At 69.7% G+C, this 16,820-nt stretch carries 13 protein-coding genes and 1 tRNA gene; 12 read left to right on the forward strand and 2 right to left on the reverse strand.

Annotated features, from left to right (window positions below; all coding sequences use genetic code 11):
- Positions 1 to 57: 57 nt before the first annotated feature.
- Positions 58 to 1,143, reverse strand: a complete 1,086-nt coding sequence (locus tag QE388_RS14490; protein WP_307386000.1) for an aminotransferase class V-fold PLP-dependent enzyme — start codon at positions 1,141 to 1,143, stop codon at positions 58 to 60.
- Between the two features lie 80 nt (positions 1,144 to 1,223).
- Between QE388_RS14490 and QE388_RS14495 the strand changes: the two genes are divergently transcribed.
- From QE388_RS14495 to QE388_RS14550, 12 genes are all read left to right on the forward strand, one after another.
- The gene (locus tag QE388_RS14495; protein WP_307386001.1) at positions 1,224 to 2,165 is read left to right on the forward strand and encodes a LysR family transcriptional regulator; all 942 of its coding nucleotides are present in this window, start codon (positions 1,224 to 1,226) and stop codon (positions 2,163 to 2,165) included.
- Between the two features lie 26 nt (positions 2,166 to 2,191).
- Positions 2,192 to 3,706 carry a glutamate--tRNA ligase gene (gltX, locus tag QE388_RS14500; RefSeq protein ID WP_307386002.1) on the forward strand — a complete coding sequence of 505 codons (1,515 nt, stop codon included), beginning with the start codon at positions 2,192 to 2,194 and terminating at the stop codon, positions 3,704 to 3,706.
- Positions 3,707 to 3,907: 201 nt separating this feature from the next.
- Positions 3,908 to 3,979: transfer RNA gene (locus QE388_RS14505), tRNA-Gln, on the forward strand.
- 103 nt (positions 3,980 to 4,082) lie between these two features.
- The gene (locus QE388_RS14510) at positions 4,083 to 4,769 is read left to right on the forward strand and encodes a hypothetical protein (protein WP_307386003.1); all 687 of its coding nucleotides are present in this window, start codon (positions 4,083 to 4,085) and stop codon (positions 4,767 to 4,769) included.
- 396 nt (positions 4,770 to 5,165) lie between these two features.
- Positions 5,166 to 6,857 (forward strand): hypothetical protein, encoded by a 1,692-nt coding sequence (locus QE388_RS14515; protein ID WP_307386004.1) that lies wholly within the window; start codon positions 5,166 to 5,168, stop codon positions 6,855 to 6,857.
- A gap of 14 nt (positions 6,858 to 6,871) precedes the next feature.
- Positions 6,872 to 10,405: a S8 family serine peptidase gene (locus QE388_RS14520; protein ID WP_307386005.1), complete on the forward strand. Its 3,534-nt coding sequence runs from the start codon at positions 6,872 to 6,874 to the stop codon at positions 10,403 to 10,405.
- 71 nt (positions 10,406 to 10,476) lie between these two features.
- Entirely contained in the window at positions 10,477 to 11,052 is a 576-nt protein-coding gene (locus tag QE388_RS14525; protein WP_275799306.1) for a helix-turn-helix transcriptional regulator, read from the forward strand.
- Positions 11,053 to 11,255: 203 nt separating this feature from the next.
- On the forward strand, positions 11,256 to 11,588 hold the full coding sequence (locus tag QE388_RS14530; RefSeq protein WP_275799308.1) for a hypothetical protein: 333 nt from the start codon (positions 11,256 to 11,258) through the stop codon (positions 11,586 to 11,588).
- A 156-nt stretch (positions 11,589 to 11,744) separates the two neighbouring features.
- Complete coding sequence (locus QE388_RS14535; RefSeq protein WP_307386008.1) at positions 11,745 to 12,527, forward strand: DeoR/GlpR family DNA-binding transcription regulator; 783 nt, start codon at positions 11,745 to 11,747, stop codon at positions 12,525 to 12,527.
- Positions 12,524 to 13,489, forward strand: coding sequence for a 1-phosphofructokinase family hexose kinase (locus QE388_RS14540; protein ID WP_307386010.1), 966 nt, complete (start codon positions 12,524 to 12,526; stop codon positions 13,487 to 13,489). The genes QE388_RS14535 and QE388_RS14540 overlap by 4 nt, the downstream gene beginning before the upstream one ends.
- An 18-nt stretch (positions 13,490 to 13,507) precedes the next feature.
- Complete coding sequence (locus QE388_RS14545) at positions 13,508 to 15,565, forward strand: fructose-specific PTS transporter subunit EIIC (RefSeq protein ID WP_307386012.1); 2,058 nt, start codon at positions 13,508 to 13,510, stop codon at positions 15,563 to 15,565.
- Between the two features lie 27 nt (positions 15,566 to 15,592).
- Positions 15,593 to 15,862, forward strand: coding sequence for an HPr family phosphocarrier protein (locus QE388_RS14550; RefSeq protein WP_058595874.1), 270 nt, complete (start codon positions 15,593 to 15,595; stop codon positions 15,860 to 15,862).
- 177 nt (positions 15,863 to 16,039) lie between these two features.
- On the opposite strand, the gene QE388_RS14555 is transcribed toward QE388_RS14550, so the two are convergent.
- Entirely contained in the window at positions 16,040 to 16,678 is a 639-nt protein-coding gene (locus QE388_RS14555) for an MBL fold metallo-hydrolase (RefSeq protein WP_307386014.1), read from the reverse strand.
- Positions 16,679 to 16,820 lie beyond the last annotated feature (142 nt).

Here is a 16,820-nt window from a genome sequence, read left to right on the forward strand (position 1 = left end):
CCAGAAAGTCAGGAGTTCCGCACGCACCCGGGCCGCGGCCGCGCGCGCGTCGGCCGATCAGATCGAGTAGCTGAGAGCTACCGGCCGGGCGGCGGGCACGGCGGTGGTCCCCAGCGCGCGGAGCGCGCGGTCCACGTCGCCGTCGTCGTTGAAGACGTGGAACGCGACGCGCGCGCGGCCCGCGCGTCCCGACGCCGTGATGCCGCGAGCTGACAGCCGCGAGAGGGCTTCGCCGTCGGCATCCGGCCACGTGACGATCGCCGAGGGGCGTGCAGGCTGGGGGAGTCGGAGTCCTTCGCGGAATCGCGCCGCCAACCCCGTCGTGTGGGCGTAGACCTCCGTGATGTCGGCGTCGGCGAACATCTCGATCGCGGGAGCGGCCCCGACGAAGGCCTGCCAGGCGGGCGAGACGTCGAACCGGCGCGCGTCCGGCGCGAGGGTGCCGCCGGTTCCGTAGCACGACGCCCACGGATCGTCTCCCGAGTACCAGCCCGCCTGCACAGGCCGGAGCGACCGTGCAAAGTCGGGCCGCACGGTGAGGAAGCCCACGCCACGCGGGCAGCAGAGCCACTTGTACGCGTGACAGACTGTCGCGTCGAAGAGGGTGGCGTCGACCGGATGCCAGCCCGCGGCCTGCGTGAGATCGCACAGCGTGCGCGCCCCGACGCGGGCGGCCGCAGCGACGATCCCGGCGGCATCCGCGACTTCTCCCGTCGCCGACTGCACGAGGGAGAACGCCACCAGGGCGGTCTCGGCTCGCACGGCGTCGGCGAGATCGTCGAGCGGCACCGTGCGCAGACGAATACCTCGGCCCGCGTGCGCGAAGGGGGCGACGAGCGAGGCGAAGTCGCCCTCGGGGCACAGGACCTCGGCGCCGGCCGGCAGCGACGCGGCGATGAGGGACACCATCACCGAGGTCTGCGAGGCGATCGCGATGTCGCTCACGGGGGCGCGCACGAGGCGCGCGTACGCGGCGCGCGCATCCTCGACCGCGCGCGATGCGGCGGCGACATCGGGGCGACCGGATGCCGCGGCGTCGAGGTCCGCGCGCACGGCGCGCACGGTGGCGCGCGACGGGAGACCGACGGTGCAGGCGGCGAGATAGTCGCGGCCGCCGGCGAAGCGGGAGGCGAGGCTGCTCATGGATCCAGGTTCCCGCGGGGCGCGACATTGCACTAGAGCAGGTATTGCATGAGAAACATGCATTCTGCTTATGTGTGATGATGACCGACCAGGACGACGACCTCGACGCGCACTCGCTCCGCGTGGTGAAGGCCATCGCCGATACGGGCTCGATCACCGCGGCCGCCCATGCGCTGGGCTACAGCCAGCCGGCGGTGAGCCAACAACTGCGACGGCTCGAGCGGCGCGCGGGCACGCCCATCGTCGAGCGCGTCGGGCGCGGTGTGCGCCTGACGGAGGCCGGCCGTGTCCTCGCCCGGCACGCCGCCGTGGTGACGACGGCGCTCGAGGCCGCCGCCGGCGATCTCGCCGAGCTGCGTGGCCTGCGGGCCGGGCGCGTGCGCATCGCCGCGTTCCCGTCCGCCTCATCGACCGTCGTTCCCCGCGTCATCGCGTCGGTGACCGCGCGTCGCCCCGGCGTGTCGATCAGCTTCGTCGAAGCCGAGCCGCCCGAAGCGATCGTCGCTGTGCGCGAGGATCGCGCCGACATCGCCCTCACCTACAGCTATCCGGGGGATCGTCGAGAGCTCGACCTCGCCGCCAACGGCCTCTCGGTGCGCGCAGTCGGCGGAGACGACACGGTGCTCGTCCTGCCCGTCGACCACCCGGCTGCCGCCGGCCCCATCGACCTCTCGCGTCTCTCGGGCGAGCGGTGGATCGCGGGGTGCCCCCAGTGTCGCGGGCACCTGCTCGAAGCCTGTGCGCGAGCGGGCTTTGTCCCCGACATCGCCTTCGAGACCGACAACTACATCGCGGTCGAGAACCTCGTCGCACAGGGCGTGGGGGTCGCGATTCTGCCGCGCATGGCCGTGGCATCCTTCCCTCTGCTCGCAGGAATCGCCGCTCCCCGGCTACCGGATGCCGAGGCCCGCACGCTGCACGTGGTGACCGCCCGTGGGGCGGAACGCGTGCCGGCGGTCGGCGTGGCGCTCGACGTCATCGCCGAGGTGCTCGCCGAGTATCCCTTGCCCTCGGGGCCGTGAGCCACGCCGCCGGTAGGATCGAGGGGATGTCTGCCTCTCCCGATCCCCGCACCACGACCGCCTCCGGCGCCGACGTCCGCGTCCGGTTCTGCCCGTCTCCGACGGGTCTGCCGCACGTCGGTCTGATCCGCACCGTGCTGTTCAACTGGGCCTACGCCCGGCACAACGGTGGAAAGCTCGTCTTCCGTATCGAAGACACCGATGCCGCGCGCGACAGCGAGGAGAGCTACCAGCAGCTCCTCGATGCCCTGCGGTGGATGAACATCGATTGGGACGAGGGCGTCGAGGTCGGCGGTCCTCACGCCCCCTACCGGCAGTCCCAGCGTCACGAGATCTACCGCGAGGTGCTCGACAAGCTCGTCGCGGCGGGCGCGGTGTACGAGAGCTACTCGACGGCGGAGGAGATCGACGCCCGCAACGAGGCCAACGGCCGCGCGAAGCAGCTCGGGTACGACAACTTCGACCGTGACCTCACCGAGGAGCAGAAGGCGGCGTTCCGCGCCGAGGGACGCCAGCCCGCGTGGCGTCTGCGCGTGCCCGACCATGACCTCACCTACGTCGACCTGATCCGCGGCGAGGTGACGTTCCCGGCGGGCTCGTTCCCCGACTTCGTGCTCGTGCGCGCCGGGGGAGTGCCGCTCTATCCGTTCGTGAACCCGGTCGACGACGCCCTCATGGGGATCACCCACGTCATCCGCGGCGAAGACCTCATGCCCTCCACCGCCCGTCAGCTCGCGCTGTACTCGGCGCTGGTGGATGCCGGCGTCACGACGTTCATCCCGCGCTTCGGCCACATGCCGCTGGTGCTGGGCGAGACCGGCAACAAGAAGCTGTCGAAGCGCGACCCGCAGGCCGACCTCTTCCTGCAACGTGAGAAGGGCTTCATCCACGAGGGCCTGCTCAACTACCTGTCGCTGCTCGGCTGGTCGCTCTCGCACGACCGCGACGTGTTCTCGCTCGACGAGATGATCGCGGCTTTCGACATCGCCGACGTCAACCCGAACCCCGCGCGCTTCGACCAGAAGAAGGCCGAGGCGATCAACGGCGACCACATCCGGATGCTGGATGCCGACGACTTCGCCGCGCGGATCGTGCCCTACCTCGCGGGGGCCGGGTTCATCGCCGAGGATCCGTCGCCGGAGCACCGGGCGATCATCGCCGCCGCCGCGCCCCTCGTTCAAGAGCGTGTGCAGCTGCTCGGCGAGGTGCCGGGCATGCTCGGCTTCCTCTTCGTCTCCGAAGTGGAGTACGCCGAGGATGCGCTGAAGGTGCTGCCGGCCAACGCGGCCGAGGTGCTCGTGGCATCGGTCGGAGCCCTCGAGCTCGTGCCGGAAACGGAGTTCACCGCCGCGGCCGTGCAGGAGGCGCTGTCGACGGCGCTCGTCGAGGAGCTCGGGCTGAAGCCGCGCGTCGCGTATGGGCCTCCCCGCGTGGCGCTGACCGGTCGCCGCGTCTCGCCGCCTCTCTTCGAGTCGATGGAACTGCTCGGCAAGGCGGAGACTCTGCGCCGCCTCGACGCGCTCGTCCGTCACCTCGGCTGAGCGTCCGCCGCTTCTCGCCCCGCCCGCGAGACTTTCAGAACCTCGCAGAATCCCCGTGGGATTCTGCGAGGTTCTCGCATTCTGCGCGCACTCCGCGCCGGCGGGATTGCGGAGTGCGACGCGCGCGGGCCGACGCCGGTTTGGCGCTGGGCCGCGCGTCACGTAAGCTTGATCCTCGGCACGAGTTCCGGCTCAGCGCCTTGGGGTATGGTGTAATTGGCAACACGGCGGTTTCTGGTTCCGTTGTTCTTGGTTCGAGTCCAGGTACCCCAGCAAGACGAAAAGCCCCGGTCAACGCGAAATGCGCGGAGATCCGGGGCTTTTGCTTTTTTCCGAGGGCCTCGCGTGCTCGCGGTCATCGTGATAGGCAGGATGTATGACCACGACCGCCTCTCCACCGCGACGCCCGTCGCCGACGGAGCGTCGCGCCCGTCGGGAGCGACTGTCGACGTGGATCACGATCGGTGTCGTGCTCGTCGTCTGCGCCGTCGCGGCGTTCGGGGCGTACGGCATGGCGAACTCGTGGTGGGTCGAAGACGCTCCGACCGCCTCCGCCGATCAGCAACTCCCGGATGGGCAGTCGCGGTTCGATCAGGCCGGCCTCGACTTCCTGAACCGGCGGGGACTCGCCACCGTCGATGTCGTCGACGGTGCCTCCGCGAGTGAACTCGGTCTCCCCGCGAACGGCGACACACCGGTCGAGACGCTCGTTCCGCTGACCCTCGATGTCCGCGGGAGCGGGGGAGCGGTCTCGTTCCCCGGGGTCTCCTGGTTCGCCCTCGCGACGGAACGAGACAGGCTGACCACTCTGACGGTCACTCCCGCCTCGAGCACCACCTGGCTCGCAATCCGCTCGGATCTGGAGCAGCGCGCGGTTCAGTGGGGATGGTCGGAGAGTGATCTGCGGGATCTGCAGCAGAAGGTCGGCGACGCGGGCCGCGAGGAGGGTGTCGCTCAGACGTTCCGTCTGCCGGCGACGCCCGTCGACCGGATGACCGTCACTGCCGAGGTCTCGGTGGATGAGGGCGGGCGCATCTCTCTGCGGTACGTCTTCGCACGCTGATCCCGCCGATCCCCTCGCGATGCGTCGCGAGCACAATGGGGTCATGGGAATTTTCGCGCAGCGTCCGGAGGAACCGACCGAGTGGGCGGGGCTGCCCGGTGAGCCACGGCGCCCTCGAAGTCGTGCGGAGATGCTTCCGGAGGACGAGGTGATGAGCGCCTCGCCAGCGGACCTGCTCGGGGTGGGGGAGGCGCATCTCTCGTCGATCTCGATCCCCCTCGAAGTCGAGGGACCCTCTACTGATGACGGGGGAGAGACCGCGTCCACGTGATCGCTACGAGCGCCGCAACATGACGATCATGTGACGGTCTGTGGCGCTAGCAAAAAATATCTGAAAAATTCCTTCACATCGTGCTTCACTGTACGCACATCATCCGTACACCCCCTGAGGCACCTATGAAGAAACCCTGGATCGCCGCCGGTGCGGCCCTCGTCGCCGTCCTCGTCGTCGGTGGCACCGCCGGCACCGTCGCCGTCGCGCAGAGCGGCATCCCCGCCACGTCCACCCTGTCCGACTCGAGCGTCGGGGCCGTGGCATCCGCCATCGATCTCGACCGGGCCGGGTCATTCGTCCTCGCCGAATCGGAGGACACGGCGTCGATCGAGGGGAGCCGCCTGGTCGCTTCGGCACCCGAGACGAGCACGGTGCTCCCCGTCAGCCTCGACGTGACGAGCATCGAGCAGTACTGGCTCTGGGCGAGCGGGGTGGAAGTCACCGCGCACGGTCTCACCCCCGGTGCCGATGTCGAGATCGGCATCGTCTTCTCATCCGGCGTCACGAAGCACTGGGCTCCCGTGCGCGCCGACGAGAACGGAACGCTCGTCACGCGGGTCCGGACGCTCGATGTCGACCCCGAGAACACGCGGCCCGAAGCCGGCCTCGCTCAGATCACAGTCCGCTCCTCGGCCGGGGAGGCCGGTTCGGCGCTGCTCGACGTCACGGCGACGACAGACGTCATCACGGTCTCGAGCGACCCGGCGACGATCAGCCAGGACGAGTTCCTCGACAAACCTGTCACGATCCACGCCAGCGGATTCGCACCGATGACGAAGATGTTCTTCAACCTCGGCATGCCGGACACCACGATGTTCGCGGTGGGTGAGAACGAAGGCCTGCACTCGGACGAGAACGGGGATTTCTCCTACCAGCTGCAGATGAACTCGGTCAACTCACAGGTGGGGACCTGGCTCATGAGCTTCGTCTCCGACGACCGCAGCGGTTCCGCCACCTTCCAGGTGACGGCGGGAGCCGCGCGCACCCCCGACAAGAAGGTGACGCCCGCACGCAGCGAGATCTCTGTCGCCGACTTCGTCGCCGAGCCCGGCATGCGCTTCGCCCTCGAGGGGTTCCTCCCCTTCGACACGTACGAGCTGCTGTTGACCACCTCGCGGGGGTACACCGCATCGCTCGGCATCTCGCGCACCAATGGTGAAGGTCGACACAGCAATGCGATCACCAGTCCCAAGGGAATACCAGAGGGGGAGTACACCGTGACCGCCCGGTCGACCACGACGGGCGACTACGCGATCGGCACTTTCCGCGTCACCGGAAATCCGGATGCTCCTGCGTCCGAGGTCTCGCTGTCGGCGGGTTCCGTGACCGCCGGTTCGCTCGCGGATTCGACGAAGGGCGTCTTCCTCTCCGGGCGTGACGTCACGCCGGGGACGAGCTTCCGTGTCTCGCTTCGCAACGGCGCCTGGGAGCGGCAACCGCTGCTCGTCGGCGCGGACGCGTACGCCACGGTCGGCGACGATGGAAGACTCGCACTCCAACTCGTCACTCTGCAGCGTCTCGCGCCCGGAACGTACACGGTGTGGGCGGAGGGCGGCGGCGGGGCCGCGGCCTACAACGTGCAGCTGCCGCTCGAGGTGACCGCCGACGCCACGTCGACGACCCCGTCGGTCGCTCCGGAGACGCGTCTTGCTCCCGTCGAGGAAGCGCCCGCTCTGCCGCAGCCCACTCCCGACACGTCGGAGAGCCCTGCTCCCGCACCGGCACCAAGTGTGTCGCCGACCCCGATCCCCGATGCGATCGAGAACCACGTGCCGAATCCGGCGCTTCCCGTTCCGACCGTTCCCGCCCGCTGACTTCAGGAAACTTCATGATTACTCCCCGTTCGGCGCGTTCGCGCGCCTGCGCTCTGGTCGGGGCCGGCCTGCTCGCGACCACACTGTCGCTCGGTGCCGCCCTGCCCGCCGGTGCCGCCCCCGGCACTCTCGATGAGATCGCTCTCGCCCCCGCAGGCCCGGGCACGGGCACGCCCCTGCCCGATTCCGTGGTCTCCGCGGACGGACCGGTCGACGTGTTCGTCCAGACGCGCGGCGACAGCGCCCTCGGCGTGCACAGCGCCTGGCAGGCGCGAGGAGCGTCGGAGGACGCGGCGTCGGCCGCCGCCGCCGATACGGCCACCGACAACGCCGCGGTCGCCGATCGCGTGTCGGAGGCGCTCGAGCAGATCGATCCGGATGCCAAAGTGCTCTACACCTCGACGTACTCCGTCCCGGGCATCGCGGTCAACGCGGATGCGGACACGCTGCGCAAGCTGGCCGAGCGGTCGGACGTCGAGAAGGTGTCCCGCATCGTCACGCAGTCGATCGAGCTGCCCGCCGCCACCGATGCGTCGCCGTCGAACTCCGCGTCGGACGCTTTGACGCGTGCGGTCAACGCCTGGCAGCAAGCGGGACGCACCGGCAAGGACGTGACCGTCGCCGTGGTGGACACCGGCGTTGACTACACCCACGCCGACTTCGGCGGTCCGGGAACGAAAGAGGCGTACAAGCAGGCGCTCGCCTCGACCGACGCGCCTGCCGCCGGCTGGTTCGACCCGGCCAAGTACCTCGGTGGGTGGGACTTCGCCGGCCCGACGTACAACGGGGCCAACGGTACGCCCTCGTACGACCCGATCCCGCGTCCCGACGCCAACCCGATCGACGGGCCTGGAGGCAACCATGGCACGCACGTCGCGGGAACCGCCGTCGGCCTGGGCGTCGACAAGGACCAGAAGACGTTCCGCGGCGATTACGAGGCACTCTCGGCGGAGAGTGTGCGGTCGACGTTCTCGATCGGCCCGGGCTCCGCTCCGGAGGCAGGACTCATCGCTCTGAAGGTGTTCGGCGACAACGGTGGCAGCACAGCTCTCACCGGAGCCGCTCTGGAGTGGATCGCTCAGAAGGTGGCATCCGGAACCTCGATCGACGTCGTCAACCTCTCGCTGGGCACGAACTACGGCGCGATCGACGACCCCGACAACGCCAAGCTCCAGGTGCTGGTCGACGCCGGCATCCTTCCCGTGGTGGCCGCGGGCAACTCGGGCGACGTCACCGACGTCGGAGGGAGCCCCGGCACCACGATGGGTGCTCTCACGGTTGCCGCGTCATCGAGCGGGCACGGCCTCGCCGATGCGGCCAAGGCCACCGTCGGCGACCCGGCGCAGAACGCTCCCGAGAAGATCAAGGTGCAGTACTCGCAGGAGTTCGGCTGGGACTTCGAGGTCGCGGCGAACGTCGTCGCCCTGTCGGAGAAAGCCAATGCGGATGGATGCAAGCCTTTCGACGCCGCCGACCGCCCTCGAGTACCGGGCAAGATCGTGTGGCTCGAGTGGGACGACGCGGATGTGGCGTGCGGTTCCGCCAAGCGATTCGACAACGCGCATGAAGCGGGAGCGGTCGGCGTCGTGCTCACCGGCCAGGCGGACTCGTTCGAGAACGGGATCGCGGGAAACGCCGCCATTCCCGGCGCACAGCTCACGGGCGACTCGACCAACGCTCTTCGCCCGGCGATGGAAGAGGGGCGGCTCATGATCGAGCTGCGCTCGGATCTCCGCCGCACGATCGAGGTGTTCGACTCGTCGCGCGTCGACACCGCGGCATCCTTCACCTCGCGTGGCACCCACGGCTCGATCGACGACGTGCTCAAGCCCGACGTGTCGGCCCCCGGCGTCTCGGTGATCTCGGCCGGTAACGGCTCGGGAACGGGTCTCGAGGTGCTCAGCGGCACGTCGATGGCCGCACCGCACGCCGCGGGCGTCGCCGCACTGGTCGTCGAAGCCCACCCCGAGTGGTCAGCGGAACAGGTCAAGCAGAAGGTGATGAACACCGCGGCGCACGACATCGTGACCGCCGGTGCCGATCCTCGCGCCTATGGCCCCGCTCGCGTCGGCGTGGGGCGAATCGACGCCTTGGCCGCTGTCGAGGGAGACATCACCCTCCGCTCGGTCGAGAACGGCGACCTGCTCAGCGCCTCGTTCGGCGTGATCGACGCCGGCACCGAGCCGATCGTGCAGACGAGAACCATCGCTGTCGGCAACGACGGGACGGATGCCACCACCCTCGACCTGCGATACTCCCCGCGTACCGAGACCCCGGGCGTGGCCTATGATGTGAGCCCGTCCACGGTCACGGTTCCGGCGGGAGGCCGTGTCGATGTGACGCTGACCCTGCGCATCGACGACCCCGCCGCTCTGCGCCGCACCCTCGACCCGACGATGCAGGCCGAGACCGGGGGAGCGCCCCGCCAGTACCTCGCGGACGCCTCGGGCGTCATCGAGGCGACCGGACCCACGGGAACCTACCCCGTGCGCCTCGCGGTGTACGCCGCGCCGCGTCCCTATTCGGAGACGCACACGGAGGGGATCGCATTCGACGGCACGTCGGGCACCCTGACGGTCGCGGGTCGAGGGCTCGACCAGGGTGAGGGCCGCGAACGCTACCGTTCGATGATGGTGCCCCTGATCCTCGGCACCACCGACCCGGACGACACGTTCCCCGACACATCAGCCCAGCGCACGCTGGAGAGCGCTGACATCCTCGCCGTGGGAGCGTCGTCGACAGCGCCGCTGCTCGCGGATCCGACGCAGGGCGTGCTCACCTTCGGTCTGCAGATGGACGGCGAATGGGCGCGGATGTCGCCCCTGACCTGGCCGTCGGTGCAGCTCGACGTGAACGGTGACACCCGTGCGGACTTCATCGTGCAGGTGCAGCCCGGCGACGCCGGTGATGTGCCGGTGGCGATGACGATCGATGCCGTGACGGGCGACACGATCGAGGAACGTCCGGTCAACGGTGTGTTCGGTGATCAGGGGACGAATGTCTTCGACAACACCGTTCTCACGATGTCGACCTCGCTGAAGGCGCTCGGATACACGCCGGGCACCACGCAGACGACGATCCGCTACCTCGCGCAGACGCGGTCGTACTACAACCCCGCTTTCGACGGTGGCTATCAGAGCGCGCTGGTCGATCAGACGGCTGCGGCCACGATCGACGCCTACACGCCCGCCCTGGCGTTCGGGGACTCCGGGTCGACGTTGTTCGCTGACGCTGCGGGATCGGTTGCGGTGAACCGGGCGGGGAAGGAGACGCCTCAGGTGCTCGTCCTCCACCTGCACGGCGATGGCGATGCGCGCGCGGAGATCGTCACCCCGACGGTCGTCCCTGAGCCCACGCCCACGCCGACGGACCCGGTCCCGAGCCCGACCGCATCCACCCCCGACGGTGGGGCGACGACTCCGCCCTCGCGCGGCGGCCTCGCCTCGACCGGTGTCGATGGCGTCGCGCTCATGTGGCTCGGTGCCGGTGCGGGTGCCGCGCTGGTCGCCGGATCGGCGATCGCGTGGCGACGCCGCCGACGCTCCTGAGTCCTGCCTCGGCGGGCGTCGCGCATCTCTCGGGATGCGCGGCGCCCACCGAGGCGGCACACTGGGGGGACATGTCCGATCAGACGCTCGTCATCTCCGACCCTCGCGCGGTCCGCGCCATGGCGAATCCTCTGCGCATGGTCGTGGTCGACGAGCTGTATCGACGTCAGGGTCCGGCGACCGCCACCGAACTCGCCGAGCTCGTCGGGCTCAGCCCGAGCGCGATGAGCTACCACCTCCGGGCGGCCGAATCCACAGGACTCATCCGGCGCGGTGAGTCGACGGACGGACGCGAACGGCCCTGGCTCCCCGCGGCGCCGAGCTACTCGCTCGTGGCGAGTGCGGAGTCGGATGCCGTTCAGCGGATGGTCCTAATCGATTCACGCCTGACCCCCATGCGTCAGCGCATGGAGGAACTGCTGGCGGTGCGGTCTGTCCGCCCTCCGGATGCCGACATCACCTACATGGTCCTGCGGACGGGGCAGCTGCTGTTGAGCGCCGACGAGGTGGGCCGGCTCCAGGACCGCGTCATGGAGGTCTTCGACGAGTTCGAGGCCCTGAGCGCCGGTCGCTCCGAGGAGGGCGAACTGCGGCGCGCGCGGTATATGTGGTCGATCGTCCCGGAGCAGATTCAGCCCGAGGATTGAATCCGAGAGCCGAGGCCGCGCACGGGTCGCCTGCGGTGATTCCGACGGGGCCGGGGTAGCATCCGGGAGCGCAGTGTGGAGAATCGCCCCGACGGAAGAGGTCTGATGTGAAGCGTTCGTCGTTCTTGGTCGCGGGAGCTGTGATCACCGGAGCCCTCTTGGCGGGATGTGCGCCCGCGGCTGATCCGACGCCGAATTCGGACGTGAGTGCGTCCGTGGCACCGGCGGACCCCCAACCGTCCGCGAGCTCGCAGGCTCTGCCGCCGACGGTCGTGTCGCCCGGTGACCTCGACGGACGGGACGTGTCGGTCATCGTCGGCACGGCCCTGGTCATCGCCGCGCCGGACGGCACGGACGCGGAGTGGACCGGGACGACCGCGGATCGCACCATCGCGGAGTTCTCGGCCGGCGGGGCCTCCGAAGGCGCGACGTTCCATCCTGGCTTCATCGCGCGGGGGACGGGAACGACCGACGCGACGCTCAGCGGACCGGACGGAAAAGAGATCGCCTTCCGCATCTCGGTGGTCGCCCCCTGACACTCGGCGGGCTCGTCCGACAGCAGACCCGAGTGCCATTGTCGGGCCGCCGGGGGCGAAACCTCCTGTCCGTACCGTGCTCTGCGTTCCCCTGTCAGATGTGTTGATACGTGTGGCTTCGTGTTGTATCGTGTGGGAATCCTCGAAGGAGATCCCGTGTACGCAATGGAGCGCCAGCAGCTCATCGAGCGCGAACTGCGCGAGGTCGGACGTGTCAGCGTCGTCGACCTGGCCCGTCGCTTCGATGTGACCACGGAGACCGTCCGTCGCGATCTCGACCGCCTCGAGACCACCGGGTCTCTCCGCCGCGTCCACGGCGGGGCCGTGAGCATCGATCGCGCCAGCACCGCCGAGTCGACGCTGACCGAACGTCGTGAGCGTCACGGTGACGCGAAGCGCGCGATCGCCGCGAGCGCGGCCGCTTTGCTGGGTTCCGACTTCCGAGGCTCGATCTTCGTCGACGCGGGCACGACGGCCGCCGCCGTCGCTGCGTCGCTGCCCGCCACGCTCACCGTCTCCGCCGGAGTCGAAGTCGTCACGCACTCGCTCGAAGCCGCGCACCTCCTCGCCGGTGAGGAGCGTCTGTCGCTCACCACCATCGGCGGTCGCGTGCGCGGCGTGACCGCCGCCGCCGTCGGTGCCCACACCGTCCGCGCGATCGGGCAGTTGCGGCCCGACATCGCCTTCATCGGCACCAACGGTCTGAGTGCGACGTTCGGTCTCAGCACCCCGGATCCCGAAGAAGCCGCCGTGAAGACGGCCATCATCCAGTCCGCGCGTCGGATCGTGCTCCTTGCCGACGCGGCCAAATTCGGAGAGGAACTACTCGTGAGCTTCGCTCGTCTCGACGAGATCGACGTCCTCGTCACCGACACCCCGCCGACCGGTGCCCTCTCCGAGGCCCTGGCGGACGCCGATGTGGAGGTACGCGTCGCATGATCGTCACCCTGACCGCCAACCCCTCGGCCGATCGGGCCGTCGTCCTCGCGGAGCCGCTCGCGCCGGGCGAGGTGCAGCGCGCACTGTCGTCGCGCGAGGACGCCGGGGGCAAGGGCGTCAACGTCGCCCGCGTCGTCACCGCGGCGGGCGCACCGGCGCGGGCCGTCGTTCCGGTGAACGGCCACGACCCCTACCGCCTTCTGCTCGAAGACGCCGGCATCGCGCTCGACCTCGTCGAGGTCGCGGGCCGCGCACGAGCGAACCTCACCATCACCGACCCGGCGGGCGAGACCACCAAGCTCAACCTCCCCGGGGCCGAGCTCTCCGCCGCGGAAGCCCGCGCGCTCGTGGCGGGCGTCGTCGCCGCGGCAGAGGGCGCGAGCTGGCTCGTCCTGGCCGGATCGCTGCCGCCGGGCGTGCCGCCGACGTTCTACGCCGATCTCATTGCGGCTGTCCGAGAGCGGTGGGGGAGCGCTGCTCCACGGATCGCCGTCGACGCCTCCGGCGCCGCCCTGGCCGCCGTCGTCGAGACCGCCCAGCCGGATCTCATCAAGCCCAACCACGAAGAACTCGCCGAGCTCGTCGGTGAGGATGCCGCGGACGACGCCGACGTCCTCGCCGAGGCGGCGCGTCGCGCACGCGCTCTCGTCCCCGGGCGCGTGGCATCCGCTCTGGTCACCCTCGGCGCCGACGGCGCTCTGCTCTTCTCGTCCGAGGGTGCCTGGCGCGGACGAGCCCCCAGAATCCAGGTCGCGAGCACGGTCGGCGCGGGCGACAGCTCACTCGCGGGCTATCTGCTCGCCGATCTCGAGGGAGCCGCCGCTCCCGAACGTCTCGCGCGCAGCATCGCCTACGGTGCCGCCGCCGCGACCCTGCCGGGAACGCAGGCCCCCACCCCGGCCGATCTGCCCTCCGGGGCGATCACCGTTTCCGATTTCCCCACCCCCATCGCAACATCCTGACCACGGAGGTCACTGCCCATGTCCGACATCATCACTCCGGAGCTCGTCAGCCTCGACGTGCCCCTGGGCACCGACAAGCAGTCGGTGATCCGAGCCCTCGCCGAGCGCGTCGTCGCGCAGGGTCGCGCGACCAGCGCGCAAGAGCTGTTCGACGACGCCTGGGCGCGTGAGCAGAAGGACGAGACCGGCCTGCCCGGCGGTATCGGTATTCCGCACGCGCGCAGCGCCTCGGTCACCGAGCCCACTCTCGCGTTCGCCCGCCTGACCCCCGGTGTCGACTTCGGCGCCCCCGACGGGCCCGCCGACATCGTCTTCCTCATCGCCGCGCCAGCTGGGGCCGACGAGGCGCACCTCGCGGTGCTGTCGCAGCTGGCCCGCAGCCTCATGAACGACCAGTTCATGTCGGGCCTGCGTTCGGCCTCGAGCCCCGCGGACGCGGTGCGGATCATCACGGATGCCGTGAACCCGGCCCCCGCGCCGGCGTCGGCCGAGGCCCCCGCCGCGACCCGCGCGGAAGCACGCACCGCCACGGCGACCAAGACCAAGAAGATCGTCGCCGTCACCGCGTGCGCGACCGGCATCGCCCACACCTTCATGGCCGCCGACGCGCTCACCGCTGCCGGCGCCGAGACCGAGGGCGTGGAGCTCATCGTCGAGCCGCAGGGCTCGAGTGGCTACAAGGCCCTCCCGCAGAGCGTGATCGACGACGCCGACGCCGTGATCTTCGCGGTCGACGTCGACGTGCGCGAGCCCCAGCGCTTCGCGGGCAAGCCCGTCGTCCGCGCGGGTGTCAAGCGCGGCATCGAGCAGCCGAAGCAGCTCATCGCCGAGGCCCTCGCCGCGAGCGACAACCCGAACGCCGCACGCGTGCAGGGCGGTGCCGCCTCGGCATCCGCTCCCGACGCCCCGGTCGCGCAACAGTCGGTGGGCCGTCGCATCCAGCGGTGGCTGCTCACCGGCGTCAGCTACATGATTCCGTTCGTCGCCGGTGGCGGTCTGCTCATCGCGCTCGGCTTCCTGCTCGGTGGCTACGAGGTCACCAAGGACGCCAAGGACATCATCATCCAGAACTCGCTCTGGGATCTGCCGACCGAGGGGATCACGTCGTCGTTCGGCCCGATCGGCCAGTACCTCGGCTCGGTCGCCTTCATGATCGGTGCCACCTCGATGGGCTTCATCGTCGCCGTGCTCGCGGGCTTCATTGCCTACGCGATCGCCGACCGTCCCGGTATCGCTCCGGGCTTCGTCGCCGGTGCCGTAGCGGTGCTGATGAACGCCGGCTTCATCGGCGGCATCATCGGCGGTCTGCTGGCCGGATTCATCGCCTGGTGGCTCGGGCGCTTCGACGCCCCGCGCTGGTTGCGCGGTCTCATGCCGGTCGTGATCGTTCCGTTTCTCGGCTCGATCTTCGCCTCGGGTCTGATGATCCTCTTCCTCGGTCGCCCGATCGCCTCGCTCATGGCCGCGCTCACCGATGGACTCACGTCGCTCGCGGCCAGCAGCGCGGGCGCGATCGTGCTCGGCGTGATCCTCGGCCTCATGATGTGCTTCGACCTCGGTGGCCCGGTCAACAAGGTCGCGTACGTCTTCGCCACGACCGGCCTCGCCGCCGCATCGCAGACCAACACCGCGCCCTACCTGATCATGGCCGCGGTCATGGCGGCGGGCATGGTTCCCCCGCTCGCGATGGCGCTCGCCTCGACCCTGCTCGCCCGGGGCAAGTTCACCCCCGTCGAACGTGAGAACGGTGCCGCCGCCTGGCTGCTCGGAGCCTCGTTCATCTCCGAGGGGGCGATCCCGTTCGCCGCGGCCGACCCCCTGCGCGTCATCCCCGCCTCGATGGTGGGTGGGGCGATCACGGGTGGCCTGAGCATGCTGCTGAGCGTGCAGTCGTTCGCCCCGCACGGTGGCATCTTCGTCTTCTTCGCGATCACCCCGTTCTGGGGTTTTGCCCTCGCGATCGTGGCGGGTACCGTCGTGACGGCGCTGATCGTCGTGGCCCTCAAGGGTCTCGGCCACAGCACCAAGGACGCCGCCGTCGCCGAGGCTGCGCCCGCAGCCACGGTCGCCGCCTAACACCCCGTCGAATCGAAAGGATTCACCATGGCAGAACGTCAGGCCACCATCGCCAGCGCCTCGGGCCTCCACGCCCGTCCCGCGAAGCTCTTCGTGCAGGCCGTGCAGGAGAAGAAGATCCCCGTCACGATCGCAGCGAACGGCGGCGCCGACCTCAACGCTGGCAGCATCCTCTCACTCATGGGCCTCGGCGCCGGTCACGGCACGGTAGTGACGCTCAAGGCCGAGGGTGAGGGTGCCGAGCAGGCCCTCGACGAGCTCGTCGCTCTCCTCGAGACCGACCTCGACGCGCAGTAAACACTTCACGCAGAACACCGGATGCCACGGGCCTGACGGCTCGTGGCATCCGGTGTTCTGGCGTTTCGGGGCGGCCGTGGTGTGCCGGACTCCGGACCAGCCCGGGGTCAGCGCCGCACCCGAGACGCGTTACCCGCCGAGGGCCTCACCCGTTCCGGAGTCCGGGACGACGCCGCGTCACACGTCGGTCGAGTCGCCCGGCTTCAGATCGACGAATGACCCGCCATTCTGCTCGGCGGCCCAGGTCAATCGCCCATCGCCCATCTGCTTCCCGGCGGCAGAGAGGGTCATGTCGTGCGTGGCGAAGACGCGCTCGGGCTTGACGTCGAGGACGAAGTCGATCGCGTCGCCGATCTTCAACCAGGGGGCGCCCACGGGGGCCGCGAGCAGAGCGACCTTCTTGTGCTTCGGGACGGTGTACGAATCGCCGGGGTAGTAGAGCGCATCGTTCACCAGGACGCCGACATTGTCGATGACCGGGATGGACTCGTGGATGACGGCGTGCTTCCCGCCGAAGAACTCCAGGTGGAAGGGCGCGAGGTCGAGGGTGTCGCCCGGATGCACGGCCGTGATCTCGAAGCCCACGGCGGCCTGCTTCACTCCCTCGGGGCCGTAGATCGGTGTGCCGGGGTGCGCTTCCAACAGACGCGTCAGATGCTCAGGCGTCCAGTGATCCGGGTGTTCGTGGGTGAGGACGATGCCCACGAGTCCGTCGAGGCCCTCGAGCGGCGAGGTGAAGCTCCCCGGATCGATGACGAGCGTGTGTCCCGACTCGGTGAGGACGAGGGCGGCGTGTTCGTGCTTGGTTACTCGCATGGCCGCAAGTCAACTCTTCGCACGACGGTGCGGCAACCGCTGGCGCGCACGACCGTGGCGGAGTAGATATGCCCGCCGGGGGATACTCGACGAGCTCTTCCCCCTGTCGTGCGATGGCGGTACGGTGGCCGGACACGCCCGA

The sequence above is a fragment of the Microbacterium sp. SORGH_AS_0969 genome, from assembly GCF_030818255.1.
Lineage (GTDB): Bacteria > Actinomycetota > Actinomycetes > Actinomycetales > Microbacteriaceae > Microbacterium.

Excerpts from the sequence above, each read along its gene's own strand:
- QE388_RS14490 (WP_307386000.1), bottom strand. The coding sequence starts at position 1,143 with ATGAGCAGCCTCGCCTCCCGCTTCGCCGGCGGCCGCGACTATCTCGCC.
- QE388_RS14495 (WP_307386001.1), top strand. The coding sequence starts at position 1,224 with ATGACCGACCAGGACGACGACCTCGACGCGCACTCGCTCCGCGTGGTG.
- gltX (WP_307386002.1), top strand. The coding sequence starts at position 2,192 with ATGTCTGCCTCTCCCGATCCCCGCACCACGACCGCCTCCGGCGCCGAC.
- QE388_RS14510 (WP_307386003.1), top strand. The coding sequence starts at position 4,083 with ATGACCACGACCGCCTCTCCACCGCGACGCCCGTCGCCGACGGAGCGT.
- QE388_RS14515 (WP_307386004.1), top strand. The coding sequence starts at position 5,166 with ATGAAGAAACCCTGGATCGCCGCCGGTGCGGCCCTCGTCGCCGTCCTC.
- QE388_RS14520 (WP_307386005.1), top strand. The coding sequence starts at position 6,872 with ATGATTACTCCCCGTTCGGCGCGTTCGCGCGCCTGCGCTCTGGTCGGG.
- QE388_RS14525 (WP_275799306.1), top strand. The coding sequence starts at position 10,477 with ATGTCCGATCAGACGCTCGTCATCTCCGACCCTCGCGCGGTCCGCGCC.
- QE388_RS14540 (WP_307386010.1), top strand. The coding sequence starts at position 12,524 with ATGATCGTCACCCTGACCGCCAACCCCTCGGCCGATCGGGCCGTCGTC.
- QE388_RS14545 (WP_307386012.1), top strand. The coding sequence starts at position 13,508 with ATGTCCGACATCATCACTCCGGAGCTCGTCAGCCTCGACGTGCCCCTG.
- QE388_RS14550 (WP_058595874.1), top strand. The coding sequence starts at position 15,593 with ATGGCAGAACGTCAGGCCACCATCGCCAGCGCCTCGGGCCTCCACGCC.
- QE388_RS14555 (WP_307386014.1), bottom strand. The coding sequence starts at position 16,678 with ATGCGAGTAACCAAGCACGAACACGCCGCCCTCGTCCTCACCGAGTCG.